This is a genomic window from Rhizobium sp. IY2 (assembly GCF_047532935.1).
GTDB lineage: Bacteria > Pseudomonadota > Alphaproteobacteria > Rhizobiales > Rhizobiaceae > Rhizobium > Rhizobium anhuiense.
Genome location: NZ_JBLKNU010000002.1, coordinates 235,196 through 254,610, shown reverse-complemented (window position 1 = coordinate 254,610; position 19,415 = coordinate 235,196). Strand labels below are relative to the sequence as shown.

Sequence of the window (19,415 nt, the reverse complement as noted above, 5' to 3'; positions counted from 1 at the left end):
CTACGAAAAATCACAACACCGAGCGACGTGAGATGTCAGGTCCGCGCGGTGGAATTCTGAAATTCCGAGCACGCACATGGACCTCTCGAAGATCAAGACGCTGATCGACTTTGTCGGACGATCGAACATTAGCGAGCTGACCGTGACGGAAAAGGACGTGACGGTGCGGATTTTCCGCACGTCGCCGGGTCAGGAGGCTGTTGCCGAGCCCTCGAAGGAGCCGGAATCGACGACAAATCCCGTCTCCCAAGCGCCTTCGAGCGTCGAGAAAACCTCCTATGCGGTGAAGGCGCCCGTCTTCGGCGTTCTGCACAAGGCCCCGGCGCCCGGGGAGCCGCCATTCGTCGCGATCGGTGACGCGGTGGAGGAGGGGCAGACGCTCTTCATCATCGAAGCGATGAAGGTCTTCAACACGATCGCCGCGCCGCGGTCCGGGCGCATCACGCACCTGACCCATATCGACAATGGCGAGGTCGAGACCGGCGACGTGCTCGCGGAGATTGGCTGATGCCGGAAACGCCTGAACAATCTGCGGCCGGCCGCTTCGATACCGTTCTGATCGCCAATCGCGGCGAGATCGCCGCCCGGATCCAGCGCGCCTGCCGCGAGCTCGGCCTCAAGACGGTCGCCATCTGTTCCGAGGCGGATAGGCAAGCGCCTTACGGCAGTACCGCCGACAGCTTTCTCTGCATCGGCCCGTCGAGCGCCGCCAAGAGCTATCTCAATCAGGACGCCATCCTTCTGGCGGCGCGTCTTGCCGGTGCGGGCGCCATCCATCCGGGTTACGGTTTTCTGTCGGAAAACGCCGCCTTCGCCGACGCCGTCGACAAGGCCGGGCTGATTTTCATCGGTCCGACCGCGTCATCGATTGCGATCATGGGCGATAAGATCTCGGCAAAGCGGGCGATGATGGCGGCCGGCGTACCCTGCGTTCCCGGCCCGGACACGGCGCTGCCCGACGACCCTGCCACCATCGAGCGCACAGCGCTGGAGATCGGATATCCCGTTATCATCAAGGCAGCCGGCGGTGGCGGCGGACGCGGCATGCGCGTCGTGCCAAAGGCCGATATGTTGCATGAAGCAATCGCGTTGACGCGGGAAGAGGCTCGCAAGGCCTTCGGCTCCCCCGCCCTCTACATGGAGAAATTCTTAGAGCATCCGCGCCACATCGAGATCCAGGTCATTTGCGACGATCACCGCAATGCCGTGTGGCTCGGACACCGGGATTGCTCGATGCAGCGCCGCCATCAGAAAGTGGTTGAGGAGGCGCCGGCGCCGGGGATCGCACCCGACATCATTCAGCCGGTCGGCATGGCCTGCGTGCAGGCCTGCCTTCAGATCGGCTACCGGGGGGTCGGAACTTTCGAATTTCTCTATGAGGACGGCGCCTTCTATTTCATCGAGATGAACACCCGACTTCAGGTCGAACATCCCGTCACCGAGATGACGAGCGGTGTCGATATCGTCCAGGCTCAAATCAGGGCGGCTCAGGGTCACGTTCTGGATCTCATCCAAGGCGATGTGACATGCGAAGGCCATTCCTTCGAATGCCGCATCAACGCCGAGGATCCGGAAACCTTCCTGCCGTCGGCGGGTGTCGTCACCCGTCTGGCTTTGCCCGAGGGACCAGGCATCCGTGTCGATACGCATATTCATGCCGGCTACAAGGTTTCGCCCTATTACGATTCGCTGATCGCCAAGCTGATCGTCCATGCGCCGACGCGGGTCGAAGCGATGGCAAGAATGCGCGAAGCGCTTGCCGGCACCGAGGTCGAAGGGATTTCCACCAATATCCCCTTCCTGCGCGTTTTATTCGAGGACGACGCATTCGCGCGCGGTGAGACCGACATTCACTATCTCGAACAATGGCTGAAGCTGCGGAGGGCGGCATGAGCGCGATCGATTTCAGCGATCCGGCGACCATCGCATTGCTCACCGAGGCGCTGACGGCCGCCGGCGTGGACGGCCTTGAAATCTCCCGGCCGGGCGGACAGCTTCGTATCGTCGTCGCCGGAAAAGGCGGCGCCCGTGTCAGCTCGAGTGAAGCGACGCCACGCGCTCCCGGCTCAGCATCCGCCGTCGTAAAGGCGCCGATGGCGGGCCGCTTCTGCGTCGAGCATCCGGCCGCCTCCGCCGCGCCGCAAAAACTGCCGCGCTCCGTATCCGATGCGGATATCGTCGGCTTCATCGGGGTAGGGCATATCCTGCTTCCCCTTCGCGCCGGCCGCTCCGGTGTTTTGACCAGGCTGCTCGCAGAACCCGGCGCGCCGGTCGGCTTCGGTGATCCTCTGTTCGAAATCGAGCTCCAGCCATGATCGTCACGACGAACAGACATGCATCGCAACGTGAGATCGTTCCGGCCACCAACATCCGGGCGCGAGTTTCCTCGATCGGTGCCAGATCCTTCCTGCTCGAGGCACCAGGCGATTTCGACCTCGTCGCGCAGCGGCGGATCTGGGCTCTGTCCCAGACGGTGAAGGACTGGCCGGACCTTGCGGAAAACATCCCCGGCATGACCAACCTGCTGGTGATCTTCAAGGAGACGCCCGAAGATCCCGATACGGTGGTCGCCCGGCTGCTGGAGGCATGGGAGAATGCGCGCAGCATCGATCTCAACGGCAAGACCATCGAGATCCCCGTCCATTACGGCGGCGAACATGCGACCGATCTTGCAGCCCTTTGCGATCTCTCGGGGCTCAGCGACCGCGAGGTCGTGCGCATCCATCATGAAGCGACCTACCGTGTCTTCGCCTTGGGCAGCGCTCCCGGTTTCGGTTATCTGCATGGCCTCGATCCGCGTATCTACATGCCGCGGAAGACCGTTCCCTCGCTGAAGATGCCGAAGGGCTGCGTGACCATCGGCGGCATGCAGACCGGCGTCGCCATGCTCACGGGTCCGAATGGCTGGAATTCCATCGGCTTTGCCACGCTTGAGATGTTCGACCCCACCTCGCTGAGCCCTGCCACGATGGCGCCGGGCGATACGGTGCGCTTCCTGCCGGCGAGGATCGAATTATGATCGAGATTTTGGAAAGCGGCCCGTTCAACACGGTGCAGGATCTTGGCCGCCCCGGCTATCGCGACATCGGCGTGTCGGCGAGCGGCGCCATGGATCCGCTGGCGGTCCGGATCGGAAACATTCTCGTCGGCAATGACGACAATGCGGCTGTGATCGAGGTGCAGACCTTCCCGTTCAGCCTGCGTTTCGAGCAGCGTGTGGTCTTTGCCGTGACGGGCGCCGACGGCAATCCTCATCTCAACGGATCGGAACTGCTTCGCTGGTGCGCCTATACGGCAGAGCCCGGAGAGGTTCTCGAACTGAAGCAGCCGCCGCGGCTCGCACGTGCCTATATTTCGCTCGGAGGCGGGCTGGATATTCCCGTTGTCATGGGTTCGCGCAGCACGTCGCTGCGCGGTGGTTTCGGTGGCAATGCCGGCCGGCCTCTGGCGAAGGGCGATCGGATCGCGGTCGGCGAGGATGCCGAGATCACCATGCTGCCGGCCTCGGGTCTCGCCGTCGTCGAACCGGCCGTGGCACTGCGCGATGTCTTCCCCGCACCTGTCGACGGCGCATTGCCGATCCGCGCGCTGCCGGCCGGCGAGCACGATCTTTTCGCCGGAGATGGCGAAGCCTTCTGGAGCCAGACCTGGAGGATTTCCTCTCGCAGCGACCGGACGGGCTATCGCCTGTCCGGCGAACCGATCAAGCCGACGGCGTCCATCGAGATGCGCTCCCACGGCGTCGTGCCCGGCGTGATCCAGGTTCCGCCCGGTGGCGAACCGATCGTGCAGATGAGCGATGCGAACACCGCCGGCGGCTATCCGAAGATCGCCGGCGTGATCGAATGCGATCTCTGGCGGCTCGGCCAAGCCCGCATCGGGGCCCGCCTGAGCTTCGTTCGCTCGACGCATGCGGAGGCGCGCAGGGTGGAACAGGCAGTCGCCCGCTATGTCGAGGATGTCAGGCAGACATGCCGGATGGTCAAGCGCGCCCTGAAGGCGATGGCCTAATGGGTGCCTCCCAAAAGGCCGTCAAAAGGAGGAACCGATGAAGATCGATCTGAATTCCGACATGGGCGAAGGATTTGGCCCCTACCGGCTGTGCGACGACGAAGCGATGATGAAACTCGTCTCGTCGGCCAACATCGCCTGCGGTTTCCACGGCGGCGACCCCGAGATCATGGGGCGCATGGTCCGGCTCGCGAAGCTGAACGGCGTCGGCATCGGCGCGCATCCCGGTTTGCCTGATCGGCTCGGCTTCGGCCGGCGCGAAATACCGTTTCCGGCAGACGAGCTTCGCCAGCAGATGCTCTATCAGCTCGGCGCACTGATGGCGATCGCCAAAGCCGAGGGTGTCACGGTCTCCCATATCAGCTTCCACGCGGCGATGGGCAATATGGTCAATCGCGATCCTGTGCTAGCCGACCTGATGATGGATGCAATCGCCACGGTCGATGCCGGTCTCGTCGTCTTCGTCACCCATGGCAGCGAGATACAGCGGGCGGCGAAACGCGCGCGTTTGAAGACGCTGGCGCTTTTCCTCGCCGACCGGGCCTATGACGCCGGCGGGAAACTCGTCGCGCGCGGGCTGCCTGGGGCCGTCATTAAGGATGAAGCCGCCGTACGTGCGCGTGTCCGACAATTCCTGCTCGACGGAACCGTTCAGACGATCGACGGAGCCGTAATCGCCATGCCGGCCCGCTCCATTCTCGTCCACAGCGACACGCCGGGCGCCCTGGAACTTGCCGGCATCGTGCGCGGCGAGATCGAAGCCACAGGTGCCGCGCTCGCGCCCGCCGCCGAACTCGCCGACTGACGCAATCCCGATCGCCTGCGGGCGGTCTCCCGTTCCCATCTCTCATCGAAGGACCATGTCGATGTCCGTCATCGCTGACCGCCTGAAAAACGTCTCCATCTCCGCATCCGCCGCCATGACCCAGCGCGCCAGGGAACTTGCCGCCAAGGGCATCAAGGTCGTCAGCCTGTCATCCGGCGAGCCGGATTTCCCCACCCCGGCGCACGCAATCGAAGCGGCCCATGCGGCAGCTCTTGCCGGCGATACGAAATATCCGCCGATGGACGGCACGCCGGCGCTGAAGGCCGCCATCATCCGGAAGTTCAAACGCGACAATAATCTCGACTACGATGCCAGCCAGATCGTCGTCTCCGGCGGCGGCAAGCAGGTGATCTTCAATGCCATGCTGGCCACCTGCAATCCGGGCGACGAGGTCGTTATTCCCACGCCCTCCTGGGTCAGCTATGCCGATATCGTCAAATTCGCCGGCGGCGTCCCGGTTCCGGTCCCCTGCTACGAGCAGGCCGGCTTCAAGCTGCGTCCGGAGGATCTGGAGGCGGCGATCACGCCGCGCACCAAATGGCTCTTCCTGAATTTCCCGAACAATCCCACCGGCGCGGCCTGCTCCCGTGCGGAGATGGCCGCCATCGCCGAGGTCATGCTGCGCCATCCCAACGTCTGGATCATGACCGACGACATCTACGAACACCTGGTCTATGACGACTTCCAGTTCTGCACGATCGCCGAAGTCGAGCCCAGGCTCTATCAGCGCGTTTTAACGATGAACGGCGTCTCCAAGGCTTACGCGATGACAGGCTGGCGGCTCGGCTTCTGCGCCGGGCCGAAAGACCTGATCTCCGCCGTCAGCAACGTCAACGGCCAGAATGGCGGCGGTATCGCGACGCTGACGCAGGCCGCGGCGACCGCGGCGCTTGATGGTCCTCAGGATCTCTTGAAGGAGCGTGCCGCGATCTACAAGGAAAGACGCGACTTCGTCCTCGACAGATTGTCTGAGGTGGAAGGGCTGCGGTGCCATCGGCCCGAAGGCGCCTTCTACATCTACCCCAATATCTCCGGGCTGATCGGCAAGACCAGCAAGGGCGGGCGAAAGATCGAGACCGACGTCGATTTCGTCATGGCACTCGTCGAAGAGCATCATGTCGCGACCGTGCAAGGGGCGGCTTACGGAATGAGCCCCTTCTTCCGTATTTCCTATGCGACCAGCATGGAAAAGCTCGGCGAAGGCTGCGCGCGCATAGCTCAGTTCTGCAGGGATATGCGCTGAGCGTAGCCTCCTCAGACTTTCAGCCGTGCCGTCAGCTCGAGAAGGATGTCGCGGACGGCAAGGGCCGGTTCCGACAGGGGATTCTGGTCGGAAACGCATAGCGACAGAGTTTCCTCGATCCGTGGTGAGACGAGCCGGCAGATCAGCGGCTCGCTCGATTCCGACACGATACGATCGGCAATGGCTTTCGGCATGATCGTCGCGCCGAGGCCGCTGCCGACCGCGCGGGCCAGCGTGCGGACGATTTCGACTTCGGCCACAACCTTCAGATTGGTGCGGGTGCGCGTGAAGGCGGTGTCGACTGCGCGGCGGACGAAATTATAGGCCGGCGGCAACAGCAGCGGTATTCCGTCGAGCGCATTGACCGGAACGGGTTTCGCATCCGCTTCGATCGCAAAGTCACGATGCGCGACAAGAAAAAACTCTTCGCTAAGGATCGGTTCGAACCGGACGCCCTTGATCGGTCCGGTTCCGTGGAGAAGCGCCATCTCCAGCCGGCCGTTCATGATCATCTGGCTATAGGTCTGCCCGACGCTTTCGGTCAGATGCAGCAGGATGCCGGGATGGCGTTTACGGGTCTCCGCCAGGAGGTCGACCGATAGCGTGGCGGCACTGCTGAACGGCACGAGACCGACGGAGACGCGCCCGGCAAGCGAATTGCCGGCTGCCGACGCATCCGCTTGCGCCTGCTCCATCTGCCGAAGGATGATCTGCGCATGGCGATACACCGCATGCCCCGCATCGGTCATGCTGACGCCCTGCTGGCTGCGGATCAGCAGCTTGTGGCCGAAATGTTCCTCCAGTGCCGCAAGCTGCTGGCTGAGGGCGGGTTGGGCAATGTGCAAAAGATCCGCCGCTCGCGTGATGCTGCCGCTGTCGACGATCACGATGAAAGATTTGAGGCGTCTGATGTCCATGAGGATCGGGGTACCGTTCTGATGTGCGTGGCTTACATGTTTGCAGACGCGCAATGCTTTTGCAACGCGACACGGTCGCTGACAGCCCGAGGGACCGGTGATGCCGACATCACCTGTTTCTCTTCTTCGGCAGCCGTCTCGCCTCCATAACCGTTGCTTATTGCTCCAGAGATAATCGGTCTTAGGCAAGGGGTTAAAGCTTCGCTACTGTCTCGATCAACAACAAGGGAACGACAATGCCATTCTCCGACTACAAGACCGCACTGGTGACCGGCGCATCCTCCGGTATCGGCGCAGCCGTGGTTGAGCGGCTCCGCCGGGAGAACATCGAGGTCCATGCCATAGCCCGCAGCGCCGACGCGCTGCAGCAGCTGGCCGCACGCACGGGCTGCATCGCCCATGTCATCGATGTGACCGACCGTCAGGCCATGGCCGAGCTCACCCGCCGGGTGGAGTTCGATATTCTCGTCAACAATGCCGGCGTCGATCGGCCGAAGAAGTTCCTGGAAGCCGAAGAGGGCGATATCGATCTCATCGTCGACGTCAATCTCCGCGCAGTCCTGCATCTCTGCCGCCTGGTCGTGCCCGGCATGGTGGCGCGGGATCGCGGGCATGTCATCAACATCTCGTCGATCGCCGGCGCCTATAATTTCGGTGGCAACTCGTCCTATCACGCCACCAAGGCAGGGGTGAGCATGCTGTCCAACCAGCTGCGCATCGACGCCTTCGGCAAGCGGGTGCGGGTCACGGAAATCTGCCCCGGCCGGGTCGCCACGGATATTTTCAATCACGTCCACGGCGATGACCCGAGCATCCGCGAACGGTTCATCGACGGCTTCGAACTGCCGCAGGCAGCCGATATAGCAGACGCGATTGCCTTCGCCATCGCAGCCCCCGTCGCCGTCAACATCGGACACATGGAGATCACGCCGACACTGCAGGTCATGGGTGGCCTGCAGACGGCAAAGCCCCAGACTCCGGCAAAGACGGCTCAATCCGGGGAGCCAAATCCGTGAGCGGTTTCGACCTTTCGGCAATCCTGGCAAATCCGGAATATACCGCCATGCTGCTGCATGGCATCGAGATGACCTTCATCATCTATGCCGGCTCCTGGTCGATGGCGATGGCGCTGGCGCTTCTGCTCTTGGCGTTGCGTTTGTCGCCCTTTCGCTTTGGCGATCCGTTAGTTGCTGCTTACGTTTCCTATCACCGCAACGTCCCCACCCTGGTTCAGCTCATGCTGTGGTATTTCGGGATTTTCACCCTGATGCCAAGCGGGGTGTCGTCGTGGCTCGCCATCCATAATGCCGAGGCCATTTTCGCGGTGATCGGGCTCGGCCTCTGCCAGGCGGCTTATTTCAGCGAGGATCTTCGGTCGGGCGTGCGCTCGGTCAGCCCCGGCCAGATGCAGGCGGCCCGCGCCCTCGGCCACGGTTATATCTCGGCGATGCGTTTCGTCATCATGCCGCAGGGCGTGCGCAACGCATTGCCGCCGCTCATCAATCACAGCGTTTCCCTGTTCAAGAACAGCAGTCTGGCCGTCGTCATCGGGGCCTCGGAACTGACGCATGCCGTCAAGGAAATCGAGAACCTCAGCTTCCGGACCTTCGAGATCTACCTGATCGGCACGGTTCTCTACCTTTTCTTCTCGCTCGTGATCATGAGCATCGGCGCCTATGTATCGATGCGCACCGATCCTGCCAGGAGTGCGCGCGCATGATCCACGACATGATCGCCATCGTCCGGGACTACTGGCTGCTGCTCTTGATCGGCCAATATCCGAACGGACCGCTCGGCGGGCTCGCCAACACGCTGATCCTGTCGGCGCTCAGCATCGCTCTCGCCTTTCCGGTCAGCATCCTCTTCGCATTGGCGCGGCTCTCCAAGTCGGCGCTGCTGCGCTGGCCGGTCACGGCACTCGTCTATTTCACCCGGGGCGTGCCGCTGTTAATGCTCATCCTGTGGAGCTATTTCCTGGTTCCGCTCATGACCGGCGCCGATGTGCCGAGCTTCGTCACGATGTTGACGACGCTCGTTGTCTATCAAAGCGCGTTCCTGAGCGAAGTGGTCCGTGCCGGCATCGTCGCGCTCGGACCGGGCCAGATGGATGCGGGGCGTGCGCTTGGCCACAGCTATATCGGTGCAATGCGCTTCATCATCCTGCCGCAGGCGCTCTACAACATGATCCCGAGCATCATCTCCACCTTCGTCTCGACGATCAAGGACACGACGCTCGGCTACGTGATCAACGTGCCGGACCTGACCTTTGCCGCAAGCCAGGTCAACAACCAGCTGCTGACGCAGCCTTTCCAGGTCTTCCTCATCCTGGCGATCGTCTACTTCGCCATCTGCTGGACGCTCACCCACTTCGCAAATCGCCTCGAGCGGCGCATCACGCGGCGGCGTGCGGGACTTTCCGGCCTTCCCGCCGCCTCCCTGGTCGCACCGTCGAAAATCATCTCGGAGCAGCTATGACCATGACAGTCCCAGCACAGGAACAGCAGACGATCCGGCTTTCCCAGGTCTGCAAGAGCTACGGCGACTATCCGGTCCTCAAGGATATCGATGCGCAGGTGGCGCGCGGCGAGGTCGTGGTCATCTGCGGACCGTCCGGCTCGGGGAAATCGACGCTGATCCGCACGATCAATCGCCTCGAAGAGATCAACAGCGGCTCGATCACGCTCGACGGGCAAAACATTCACGCCGCCATGCGGGCAAAGGAACTCAACGCGCTGCGCAGCCGGATCGGCTTTGTGTTTCAGAACTTCAACCTGTTTCCGCATCTTTCGGTGGTCGAAAACGTGTCGATGTCGCCGATCCGGGTGAAAGGCGTGGCGCCCGACGTCGCCGAGGAGAAGGCGCTCAAGCTTCTCGATCGGGTCGGTCTTGCCGACAAGGCCCGGGCCTATCCCGGCCAGCTGTCGGGCGGCCAGCAGCAGCGGGTGGCGATCGCTCGCGCCCTTGCCATGGAACCGCCGGTCATGCTGTTCGACGAGCCGACCAGCGCACTCGATCCTGAAATGGTCGGCGAAGTGCTCGCCGTCATGAAGAGCCTGGCGTCCGAAGGCATGACCATGCTCTGCGTCACCCATGAAATGGGTTTCGCGCGCGACGTCGCGGATCGGATCTGGTTCATCGATGCCGGCCAGATCATCGAAATGGCGACACCCGAAGAATTCTTCAACAATCCACGCCATCCCCGGGCTCAGCGTTTTCTCGCTGATCTCAGGCATTGATACCAACCACCAAAAACAAAGGAGAACAGCAATGAACTGGAAATGCCTAACCCTCACCGTCGCATTTGCCGGCATGGCGGCCGCCGTGCCCGCGAAAGCCGATCAGCTCGACAACATCATCTCGGCGAAAACCTTGCGCTGCGCGACATTCGCCGACGTTCCTCCCTTCGCCTCGCCCGATCCGAAGACCCGCGAAATGGCCGGTTTCGACGTCGACCTCTGCGGCGCCATCGCCAAAGAACTGGGCGTCAAGGCTGAAATCAAGCCGGTTTCGGTCGAGGCGCGTGTGCCCGAGGTCAAGCTCGGCCGCGTCGACATCACCGTTGCCAACCTTGCCTATACGCTCAGCCGCGCCGAGCAGATCCAGTTCAGCGATCCCTATTATCTCGCCAAGGAAATGCTGATCGTGCCGGCGGACGATGCCGGCAAGACGAAGGCCGATTTCGCCGGCCAGCGCATCGCTTCGACCAAGGGCTCGACGTCGGAAATGTCGATCAAGCTCAACAAATCCGACCCGCTGACCTTCCAGGATACCGCCTCTGCCTATCTCGCCGTCCAGCAGGGCAAGGCCCGCGGCATGGTGGCCAACACCATGACGACCACCAAATTCGTCAATGAATCGAAGAGCAAGGGCAAGCCGATGCGGATGATCGAGGAGCCGATGCTCTACCAGCCGATCGGCATCGGCATGGCCAAGGATCAGCCGGCGCTGACCGCCAAGATCAACGAGATCCTCCGCAAGCTCGACACATCGGGCGAGATCAACAAGATCTGGGACAAGTGGCTCGGCCCGGATACCGAATACAAGATGAAGCGCACCGACAAGGTCGTATCGCTCTCCGAACTGAAGTTCGACCCGATCCCTTAAGACCTCGGCATCGTCCGATGACGATATCCAAACGAAATCAGACGGCGGGACATGCCCGCCGTCGGCCAACGAAGGGAGGCATCCATGATCCATATTAAAGATATTGCCGAACGGCCAAGCAAAGCCGATATCGACGCCGTTTCCAAGTTTTCGCCCGCGACGATCCACGAAGCCCAAGGGCGCCGCGGAGCCCTTTCCTCCCGCCTGAAGCCCGTCGACTACCGCATGAAACTCTGCGGTCCGGCCTTTACGGTGAAATGCGCGCCGCGTGACAACATCATGCTGCAGCTTGCCATCAATTACGCAAAGCCGGGCGATATCATCGTCGTCTCGGCGGGCGAATATGAAGAGGCCGGATCCTTCGGCGATGTCCTCGCCAACGCCTGCCTGGCAAAGGGCATCGGTGGTCTCGTGACCGACACCGGCGTGCGCGACACGCTTCAACTGAGGGAGCTTGGCTTCCCGGTCTTCTCACTCAGCGTCTGCATCAAAGGAACAGTGAAGGAAACCATCGCGGCGGTGAACGACACGATCATCGTCGGCGGCGAAATCATCCATCCCGGCGACATCATCGCCGGCGATGCCGACGGTCTGGTGATCGTGCGTCGCCAGGAAGCGCAGGAAGTCGCCAGGCTGTCACAGGCCCGCGAAGATGCCGAGGCCGGCTATATCGCGGCATATAAGCAGGGTAAATCGGTCATCGAGGTCAGCAATCTCGAACCGGTGCTGAAAGCCAAGGGCCTCGTCGTCGACATCTGACGCGACAGCGCAATAGCTATCAGCCCTGCCACCTTATAGGGCGGCTGGTCTTTTCGGCCAGCCGCCTTATGCAAAACTAGAACGGTTCAGACACTTTCGGGCGTGATCGTTTCAAAGGGAACCACGCGCTGAAGGATGGTTGTACTGTCGCGGTGTTCGAGCGCTGCGATCATCGTGGCAATCAATTCGTCTGATATCTGATCCAAGGGATGGCACAAGGCCGCCATGATCAGGCCTTCCGTCAGGCCCTTGCGCGTTTCCGGGCCGATGTCGCGGCAGACGACCCTGACCTGATCCCGTTTTTCGGCAGGGGCTTCGCGAAGAGCACGCAGCACCCCGGAAATTCCCCCTCCAACGATGAAAATGCCTCTGAGGTCATCGAGTTCGGAAAGCAGCTGGCTCACGATCCGGTAGGCTTCCTGCGGCTCCTCATGTGTCGGTCTGCTGTCATCGACCTGAAGATGGGGCGCGTGCTCGCGCATATAGGATCGAAAGCTCGCATCGGAGACATCCTGGCACTGATAACGATGATTGCCGATGAACACGGCGATCCGGCCGGGCATCGGCGTGGTCTGAGCCAGAAACCATGCGGCGGTCCGCCCGAGTTTCCAATTGTCGGTGCCGACGAAGCCGGCGCGATCCCTGGCGGACTGATCGGTTATATAGGCAACAACCGGCTTTCCCCTTTCCTTGAGGGATTGGATGGTCTGCCCGATTAACGGGTGGTCACCCGCAATGACAGCAACTGCATCACAGCGTTTTCCGAGCGCTTCGAGCCGATCTGCGATATTTTGTGGCTCGAGGACGTCGACGAAATCGACCACTGCCACGATTTTCTCGTGCTGGCGTCTCGCGGCGGCCTCCGTGATCTTGGAGCCGAAGAGCCGGTAAAGCTCGCGGCTCGACTGCTGGAGAAGAAAGCCGAAACGATAATTCGGCAGCAGCCGCTGCCGGCGGTCCTCGATCACGCCGCGGCCATAAAATCCAATCTCTTCCGCGGCATTTTGCACCCTCTCGATCGTTTCCGCACGCACTGCGCCGGTCCCTCCGAGGATACGGTTGACCGTGGCGATGCTGACGCCGGAGGCCTGGGCAAGATCGGCAATGGTCGGTCTCTTCATGATATATTTCGTTCCATTCTTGGATGAAACGAAATGATATATTAATTTCACAAAAACGCAATAGACATTCCATTTTCAGATAGCAGTTGATACAAATATTCCAGCGAGTTGGGAGCCTTGCTTTGAGGAATTGTTACTCTCGACCGCCTTTTTGGGAGGAAATCACATGAGTTTTTCAATGCGCGCCGTACGCGGGCTGCTGGCTGGCGCTGTTTTCGTTCTTGGCGCTTCTTCTGTCCTGGCCGCGAATATTGCCGTCGTCGGCGGCAAGACCGACGACGAATTCTGGAGCCGCATCAAGAAGGGCGTCGACGACGCCCGGCTCGTCGTCGAGAAGAACGGTGGCTCCGTCAGCTATCTGCAGCTGCAGACCTACGACAATCTCGGGCCTGACGCCGCACAGCTCGTCCGCACGGCCATCAGCCAGGGCGTGACCGGCATCGTGGTGCCCGACTGGGTGCCCGAGGCCGAAGACGAGGCCATCAAGGCTGCCGTCGCTGCGGGCATCAAAGTCATCCTCATGAATGCCGGCAACATCGACAAGGCTCGCGAGCTTGGCGCGATCAACTATGTCGGCTCGGATGAATACACCGCCGGCAAGGCAGGCGGCGAATATTTCGCGTCCAAGGGTGCGAAAAATGTCATTTGCGTCAATACGCTCCCGGGTGCGGCAAACCAGGAGGCCCGTTGCAAGGGTGTCATCGACGGCATCACCGGAAAGGGCGGCACTGGCAAGCAACTGCCGTTGCCGGCGACCAGCTTCGGCGATCAGACGGCGATCGCCGAGGCCGTCAAGGCGACACTGCTCCAGGACGACACCATCGACGGCGTCCTCAATGTTGGGGCTTCCGACGCTGATGCGGCTGCGAGCGGGATCGTTCAGGCCAACAAAGTCGGCAAGGTCGCGCATGGCACCTTCGACCTCAATGCCTCGGGGCTTGCCCGCATCAAGGACGGTTCGCAGACTTTTGCGATCGACCAGCAGCCTTACCTGCAGTCGCTGCTGGGGGTTTCGCTTCTCGCCGCGCATATCGACTACGGCACCAACCTGCCGACCGCACCGGTGCTGACCGGCCCGGGCATCGTCGATGCGGCGAACATCGACGCCACCCTGGCCGGCGTCAAGGAAGGCGCTCGCTGATCGTTCGAAACGGGCTCCGGCCCGCGGAAAATCCGCGGGTCGAAGTCTATCGGGCGTGCGGACCACCGCGTCCGCACGCCTGCAGATTCACGCCCAAACTGGGGTAGGCATATGAACAATCTTTCATTCGGCAACCTGTTGCGCCGTCCCGAGGCGGGTGCATTCCTCGGACTTGTCGGCGTCCTCCTGTTCTTCGTCGTATTCGGCAGCACAAAATTCCTGGAGCCCGCCGGCGCCGCAAGTTGGCTCAACGTCGCCGCCAATCTCGGCATTATCGCTCTTCCCATCGGACTTTTGATGATCGCAGGCGATCTCGACATTTCGATTGGCGCGATGATCCCCGCCGGCTCGATGACCGTCGCGGTCCTCTCGGGCTACTACGATCTTCCCATATGGGTCGGAATGTTCGGTGCGCTTGCCTTCGGCCTCGTCGTCGGGCTGGTCAACGGCTACCTCGTCGTGCACACGGCCGTGCCTTCGCTGATCGTCACGCTCGGTACCCTCTTTGCGGTACAGGGCCTGATGCTTGGCACCTCGGTTCTCGTCACCGGCACGACGAGCGTGGCGCTGACGGCCGACCCTTGGGCAAAGTTCCTTTTCGGGCAGTTCCTGGGCGGATCGTTTCAGGTGATCATTCTGTGGTGGGTGGCCATCACCGCGATCTTCATCTTCTTCATTCACTTCTCGCCTTACGGAAACTGGATTTTTGCGATGGGCGGAGACAAGGTCAGTGCCCGCAACGCCGGCATTCCGACGACCCGCCTGACGATGGTTCTCTTCGTCCTCTCGGCGATGAGCGCGTCCTTCGTCGGCATGTGTCAGGCCATCCTGTTCAATTCCGCGCAGGTTTCGGGCGGAATGACATTCATCTTCAATTCGATCATCTCGGTCGTCGTCGGAGGTGTGCTGCTGACCGGAGGCTTCGGGTCGGTGATCGGGATCTTCTTCGGCACGATCACCTTCGCCGTCGTCAACCAGGGCATCTATTTCACGACCTTCGACCGCAATTGGTCGAGCCTGATCATCGGCGTGATGCTGCTCGTGGCCGTCCTGATGAACAATACGTTCCGCCAGATGGCGCTGACCTATTCACCCAAGAAGAAGTGAGAGCTGAGACATGGCTGGCCCAATTCTTGAACTTGAAAACGTCAACAAGTCCTTCGGCCCGATCGATGTGCTCTACGACATCACATTGAGCGTTCATCCCGGTGAAGTGCTTTGCCTGCTGGGTGATAACGGCGCGGGAAAGTCCACCCTGATCAAGACCTTTGCCGGTGTCTACAAGCCGACGAGCGGCACGGTGAAGTTCGAAGGCCGGCCGATCGTCTTCCAGAATCCGCGCGAAGCTGCAGACCTCGGCATCGCAACGGTGCATCAGTTCGGCGGCACCTTTCCGCTGATGAGCATCGGCCGTTCGTTCTTCGTGGGGCGGGAGCTGACCAAGGGCTTCGGACCGTTCAAGATCTACGACCGCAAAGCCGCAAATGAAATCGCCGTCAAGGCCGTGCGCGAGTTCGGCATCACCCGTATCGACGATGGCGATCGCCTGATCGGCGGTCTGTCGGGCGGGGAGCGGCAATCCCTGGCAATCGCCCGAGCCGTCCACTTCGGCGCCCGAGTGCTGATCCTCGACGAGCCGACCGCGGCTCTCGGCGTCAAGGAGGCGGCGCATGTGCTGCGCATTGTCCTGGAAGCGCGCCGTCGCGGCCTCGCCGTCATTTTCATCACCCACAACGTCATTCACGCCATGACGGTGGGAGACCACTTCGCGGTGCTCATCAAGGGTGCGAAGGCGGCAGATTTCCGCAAGGGCGAAAAGACACGCGAAGAGATCACCGACCTGATGGCAGGAGGCGAGGCCATGGCCGAACTCGAAGCCGAAATCGAAGCGTATTCGACGGCGCACAGCGGACATCCCCCGCCGGTCTGAGCGATCGCCGCAACGGATGAACTCCAGAAACTCTAATGAGCTCGCCTACCCCGGCGGGATGGCCCAGCACAATCATCGGACGGGTAACAGCCATGAAGATAGCAATCGACCCCTTTATGCATCGCCACCTCTCACTCGAAGAACTGCCCTCGAAAGTGGCCGAACTCGGATACGAGTGGATAGAACTCAGCCCGCGGGCCGATTTTCTCGAGTGGTTCAAGGCTCCGCGCGTGTTTCCGGCCCGCGCCAAAGCATTCAAGAAAGCACTTTCCGACGCCAATGTCGGCATTGCCTCGATCTTGCCGATGTACCGGTGGGCCTCGAACGATGAAAATGAGCGGCAAGCTGCCGTCAAGCACTGGAAGCGCGCCATTGAGATCAGTGTCGAACTCGGCGTCGACACGATGAATTCGGAATTCGGCCGCGGGCCCCACCCGGACAAGGGTTCGTGCTACTGCTGCCATACCGGTTCCATGATCGAGGCCTGCGAAGACGCCTGGTGGCGTTCGATGGAAGAGTTGGTGCCGATCTTTGAAAAGGAAGGCATAAATCTGCACGTCGAACCGCACCCCGAGGATTGGTGCGAAACCCTGCAGCCAGCACTCGATATCATCAGGACGGTCAACTCGAAGAACGTCAAGTTTCTCTATTGCGCGCCGCATACCTTCTATTTCGGTGACGACACCAAGGCGATGCTCCGGGAAGCAAAGGACGTGCTCGCCCATGTCCATGTCGGCGACACCTTCAATCACAAGGCCTCCTCCGGGCTCCGCTACATCCTCAACCCTCCGGGCACGCAGGCCAGGGTGCACCAGCACCTGAACATCGGCCAGGGCGAGGTTCCCTGGGAGGATTTCTTCAGCACGCTGGCCGAGATCGGGTTCGACGGCATCATGACCGCATGTGTTTTCGCCTGGGAGGACAAGGCCGACCACTCCGGCAAGTTCATGCGCGCCGAAATGCAGCGCTTTGTCGACAAGTACTGGACCGCGAAATAACGCGCGATGCCCCTCCAGCGCTTCGCAATGCAGCCAAGCGATTGGCGCGAGCGACCGCGACCGGGGTTCTGCCCAGAACGCTCAAACATCACAGACATTCATTCCTGGAAGGACAGAAGATGATCAACGGAGAAAGAACCATCGAGCGCCCGCTGCGCTGGGGCATGGTCGGCGGCGGCCGCACCGGGCAGGTGGGCTACAAGCACAGAACCGGCGCCCAGCGCGATGGCACATACCGGCTCGTCTGCGGCGCCTTCGATCTCGACGCCGAGCGCGGGCGCGACTTCGGCACGAAGCTCGGCGTCGCCGCCGACCGGTGCTACGATGACTATAAGGAGTTGCTCGCCAAGGAGGCCGGACGCGAGGACGGTGTCGAGGTTGTCTCGATCGCCACCCCGAACTTCACCCATTACGAGATCACCAAGGCATGCCTCGAAGCCGGCCTTCATGTGATCTGCGAAAAGCCGCTGTTCTTCACCGTCGCCGAATGTGACGAGGTCGCGAGACTCGCCGAAAAGAAGGGCCTGATCGTCGGCGTCACCTACGGCTTCACCGGCCATCCGCTGGTTCATCAGATGGCGGCGATGGTCAAGAAGGGCATGCTCGGCGATATAAGAATTGTCGACATGCAATATACCCACGGCTTCAACGCGGGCGACGATATCGGCGCCGGCGAAGCCGTGAAGTGGCGCACCAATCCCAAGACCGCCGGTCCGACCTTCGTTCTCGGCGATATCGGCACGCACCTCTACTATCTCTCCGAAGTGGTGCTGCCGCATATGAAGATCGAAAAGCTGCTCTGCGACCGCAAGGCCTTCATTCCGACCCGTGCGCCGCTCGAAGACCACGCGACCGTTCTCATGCATTACGACAACGGCGCTCGCGGCCGTCTTTGGGTGTCCTCGGTGAATGCCGGCAATATGGGATCGCAGCGCTACCGTTTCGTCGGTTCCAAGGCCTCGATCGAATGGTCCGATTCCCATCCCGACCAGCTGATTTACGAAGTGCAGGGCGAACCGAACCGCACCCTGCACCACGGCATGCCCTACCTCGAAGAGGAAAGCCTCGCCTGCGATCGCATGGGCGCGCTGCATACCGAGGGCCTCGGTGACAGCTGGGCGAACATCTACCTCTGGATCGCCCAGGCGATCGACGCAAAACGCCGCGGCGACGAGGCCCTCCTCAAGAACCATCATTATCCCGGCATCGAAGCCGGCACCGAAGGTGTGCGCTGGCTGGAAAACTGCGTCCGCTCGGCAGACGCAGGTTCGGCTTGGGTCGAGTTCAATTGATCAATCAGGGGACGTGCCGGATCTCCTCCATCCTCCTCCCAGGCGCGTCCCCAACCCCGCTTTTAGAAAGACAATGACATGAAACTATCGATCTGCACCGACGTGATGGGCGACCTTTCCTTCACCGACATGCTCGACAAATGCGTCAAACTGGGTGTCGAAGGCATTGAAATGACCGGCGGCGGCTGGTCTCGTGCGCCGCATTTCCGCGCCGACGAGCTGCTTGCCGACAAGGGTCTCTTGAAGACGAAGCTCAAGGAAATTGAAGCGCGGGGCCTGGAAATCGCTGCCCTCAATTGCTCGGCCAACCCGCTCGATCCGGGTGACATGGGCAAGCGCCACCGCAAGGAGATGGAGCAGACGATCCGTCTCGCCGGTGAAATCGGCGTGAAGACCATCGTCACCATGTCCGGACTGCCGGAAGCAGCACCCGGCGACATGGTTCCGAATTGGCTGGTCTACACGAAAAGCTGGCCGGAGGAGATGCCCGAGCGCGATCGCTACCAGTGGGAGGACCGCGCATTCCCACTCTGGCATGATCTCGTGAAGCTTGCCAAGGAAGTGGGCGTCGAGAAGTATGCGCTGGAAAACTTCTCGGCCATGCTCGTCTGGAACCCCGAGACTCTGTTCCGTCTGCGCAACGAGGTCGGCCCGACCGTCGGCATGAACCTCGACCCCAGTCACCTGTTCTGGAAGGGTGCCGACCCGATCGCCTCCGCCCGGGCGCTTGGAAACGCAATCCACCATTGCCATGGCAAGGACACGCGCATCGAACGCGGGCTTGCCGATGTCAACGGTCTCCTTGAACTCAAGGACGTCACTGATGTCGCCAACCGCACCTGGAACTACGTTGCCGTCGGTGCCGGACATGATCTGCAGTGGTGGAAGGAATTCTTCTCCGTCGTCCGCATGGTCGGTTACAACGGTTGGGTCAGCCTGGAAATGGAAGACTTCACCATGTCGACCGAGGCCGGCATCCAGTCCTCCATCGATGCGCTGCAGGCAACGATCAGCCGCTGATGGGCAGGCGCGGGCGACATTCGCCCGCGCGCCCCTGCATTCGTCGTTTGCTG

The 19,415-nt window shown here is 61.5% G+C and carries 21 protein-coding genes; 19 read left to right on the top strand and 2 right to left on the bottom strand.

Features of this window, described 5'->3' with window-relative positions; genetic code table 11:
• The first annotated feature begins 76 nt into the window (after positions 1–76).
• From ACMUVN_RS09915 to ACMUVN_RS09885, 7 genes are all read left to right on the top strand, one after another.
• On the top strand, positions 77–508 hold the full coding sequence (locus ACMUVN_RS09915) for an acetyl-CoA carboxylase biotin carboxyl carrier protein (RefSeq protein WP_047612258.1): 432 nt from the start codon (positions 77–79) through the stop codon (positions 506–508).
• Positions 508–1,893 carry an acetyl/propionyl/methylcrotonyl-CoA carboxylase subunit alpha gene (locus ACMUVN_RS09910; RefSeq protein WP_047612257.1) on the top strand — a complete coding sequence of 462 codons (1,386 nt, stop codon included), beginning with the start codon at positions 508–510 and terminating at the stop codon, positions 1,891–1,893. Before ACMUVN_RS09915 ends, ACMUVN_RS09910 begins: the two co-directional genes overlap by 1 nt.
• Positions 1,890–2,315, top strand: a complete 426-nt coding sequence (locus ACMUVN_RS09905; RefSeq protein ID WP_047613396.1) for an acetyl-CoA carboxylase biotin carboxyl carrier protein — start codon at positions 1,890–1,892, stop codon at positions 2,313–2,315. The genes ACMUVN_RS09910 and ACMUVN_RS09905 overlap by 4 nt, the downstream gene beginning before the upstream one ends.
• On the top strand, positions 2,312–3,019 hold the full coding sequence (gene pxpB, locus ACMUVN_RS09900; RefSeq protein ID WP_047612255.1) for a 5-oxoprolinase subunit PxpB: 708 nt from the start codon (positions 2,312–2,314) through the stop codon (positions 3,017–3,019). The genes ACMUVN_RS09905 and pxpB overlap by 4 nt, the downstream gene beginning before the upstream one ends.
• Entirely contained in the window at positions 3,016–4,011 is a 996-nt protein-coding gene (locus ACMUVN_RS09895; protein WP_047614663.1) for a biotin-dependent carboxyltransferase family protein, read from the top strand. The genes pxpB and ACMUVN_RS09895 overlap by 4 nt, the downstream gene beginning before the upstream one ends.
• Before the next feature lie 37 nt (positions 4,012–4,048).
• Positions 4,049–4,816 carry a 5-oxoprolinase subunit PxpA gene (locus ACMUVN_RS09890; protein WP_028758231.1) on the top strand — a complete coding sequence of 256 codons (768 nt, stop codon included), beginning with the start codon at positions 4,049–4,051 and terminating at the stop codon, positions 4,814–4,816.
• A gap of 61 nt (positions 4,817–4,877) precedes the next feature.
• The gene (locus ACMUVN_RS09885) at positions 4,878–6,080 is read left to right on the top strand and encodes a pyridoxal phosphate-dependent aminotransferase (protein WP_047613394.1); all 1,203 of its coding nucleotides are present in this window, start codon (positions 4,878–4,880) and stop codon (positions 6,078–6,080) included.
• Between the two features lie 11 nt (positions 6,081–6,091).
• Here ACMUVN_RS09885 and nac read toward each other — a convergent pair whose 3' ends face one another.
• Positions 6,092–7,051, bottom strand: a complete 960-nt coding sequence (gene nac / locus ACMUVN_RS09880; protein ID WP_028759096.1) for a nitrogen assimilation transcriptional regulator NAC — start codon at positions 7,049–7,051, stop codon at positions 6,092–6,094.
• A gap of 182 nt (positions 7,052–7,233) precedes the next feature.
• Between nac and ACMUVN_RS09875 the strand changes: the two genes are divergently transcribed.
• From ACMUVN_RS09875 to ACMUVN_RS09850, 6 genes are all read left to right on the top strand, one after another.
• Positions 7,234–8,013 carry an SDR family oxidoreductase gene (locus ACMUVN_RS09875; RefSeq protein ID WP_028759095.1) on the top strand — a complete coding sequence of 260 codons (780 nt, stop codon included), beginning with the start codon at positions 7,234–7,236 and terminating at the stop codon, positions 8,011–8,013.
• Positions 8,010–8,717, top strand: coding sequence for an amino acid ABC transporter permease (locus ACMUVN_RS09870; protein ID WP_028759094.1), 708 nt, complete (start codon positions 8,010–8,012; stop codon positions 8,715–8,717). Before ACMUVN_RS09875 ends, ACMUVN_RS09870 begins: the two co-directional genes overlap by 4 nt.
• The gene (locus tag ACMUVN_RS09865; RefSeq protein ID WP_028755771.1) at positions 8,714–9,472 is read left to right on the top strand and encodes an amino acid ABC transporter permease; all 759 of its coding nucleotides are present in this window, start codon (positions 8,714–8,716) and stop codon (positions 9,470–9,472) included. Before ACMUVN_RS09870 ends, ACMUVN_RS09865 begins: the two co-directional genes overlap by 4 nt.
• Entirely contained in the window at positions 9,469–10,233 is a 765-nt protein-coding gene (locus ACMUVN_RS09860; RefSeq protein ID WP_028755772.1) for an amino acid ABC transporter ATP-binding protein, read from the top strand. Before ACMUVN_RS09865 ends, ACMUVN_RS09860 begins: the two co-directional genes overlap by 4 nt.
• Before the next feature lie 31 nt (positions 10,234–10,264).
• On the top strand, positions 10,265–11,101 hold the full coding sequence (locus ACMUVN_RS09855; protein WP_028755773.1) for an ABC transporter substrate-binding protein: 837 nt from the start codon (positions 10,265–10,267) through the stop codon (positions 11,099–11,101).
• Between the two features lie 84 nt (positions 11,102–11,185).
• Positions 11,186–11,860: a 4-carboxy-4-hydroxy-2-oxoadipate aldolase/oxaloacetate decarboxylase gene (locus ACMUVN_RS09850; RefSeq protein WP_028755774.1), complete on the top strand. Its 675-nt coding sequence runs from the start codon at positions 11,186–11,188 to the stop codon at positions 11,858–11,860.
• Between the two features lie 86 nt (positions 11,861–11,946).
• Here the strand turns inward: ACMUVN_RS09850 and ACMUVN_RS09845 are convergent, their stop codons facing one another.
• The gene (locus ACMUVN_RS09845; RefSeq protein ID WP_047612244.1) at positions 11,947–12,981 is read right to left on the bottom strand and encodes a LacI family DNA-binding transcriptional regulator; all 1,035 of its coding nucleotides are present in this window, start codon (positions 12,979–12,981) and stop codon (positions 11,947–11,949) included.
• Positions 12,982–13,147: 166 nt separating this feature from the next.
• On the opposite strand from ACMUVN_RS09845, the gene ACMUVN_RS09840 reads away from it, so the two are divergent.
• From ACMUVN_RS09840 to ACMUVN_RS09815, 6 genes are all read left to right on the top strand, one after another.
• Entirely contained in the window at positions 13,148–14,122 is a 975-nt protein-coding gene (locus ACMUVN_RS09840; RefSeq protein WP_047614656.1) for a substrate-binding domain-containing protein, read from the top strand.
• Positions 14,123–14,233: 111 nt separating this feature from the next.
• On the top strand, positions 14,234–15,229 hold the full coding sequence (locus tag ACMUVN_RS09835) for an ABC transporter permease (protein ID WP_414815073.1): 996 nt from the start codon (positions 14,234–14,236) through the stop codon (positions 15,227–15,229).
• A gap of 10 nt (positions 15,230–15,239) precedes the next feature.
• Positions 15,240–16,052 carry an ATP-binding cassette domain-containing protein gene (locus ACMUVN_RS09830; protein ID WP_028755778.1) on the top strand — a complete coding sequence of 271 codons (813 nt, stop codon included), beginning with the start codon at positions 15,240–15,242 and terminating at the stop codon, positions 16,050–16,052.
• A 92-nt stretch (positions 16,053–16,144) separates the two neighbouring features.
• The gene (locus ACMUVN_RS09825) at positions 16,145–17,050 is read left to right on the top strand and encodes a sugar phosphate isomerase/epimerase family protein (RefSeq protein WP_047612241.1); all 906 of its coding nucleotides are present in this window, start codon (positions 16,145–16,147) and stop codon (positions 17,048–17,050) included.
• 119 nt (positions 17,051–17,169) lie between these two features.
• Positions 17,170–18,342 (top strand): Gfo/Idh/MocA family protein, encoded by a 1,173-nt coding sequence (locus ACMUVN_RS09820; protein WP_414815072.1) that lies wholly within the window; start codon positions 17,170–17,172, stop codon positions 18,340–18,342.
• Positions 18,343–18,420: 78 nt separating this feature from the next.
• The gene (locus ACMUVN_RS09815; RefSeq protein WP_028755781.1) at positions 18,421–19,362 is read left to right on the top strand and encodes a sugar phosphate isomerase/epimerase family protein; all 942 of its coding nucleotides are present in this window, start codon (positions 18,421–18,423) and stop codon (positions 19,360–19,362) included.
• The last annotated feature ends 53 nt before the right edge of the window (positions 19,363–19,415 follow it).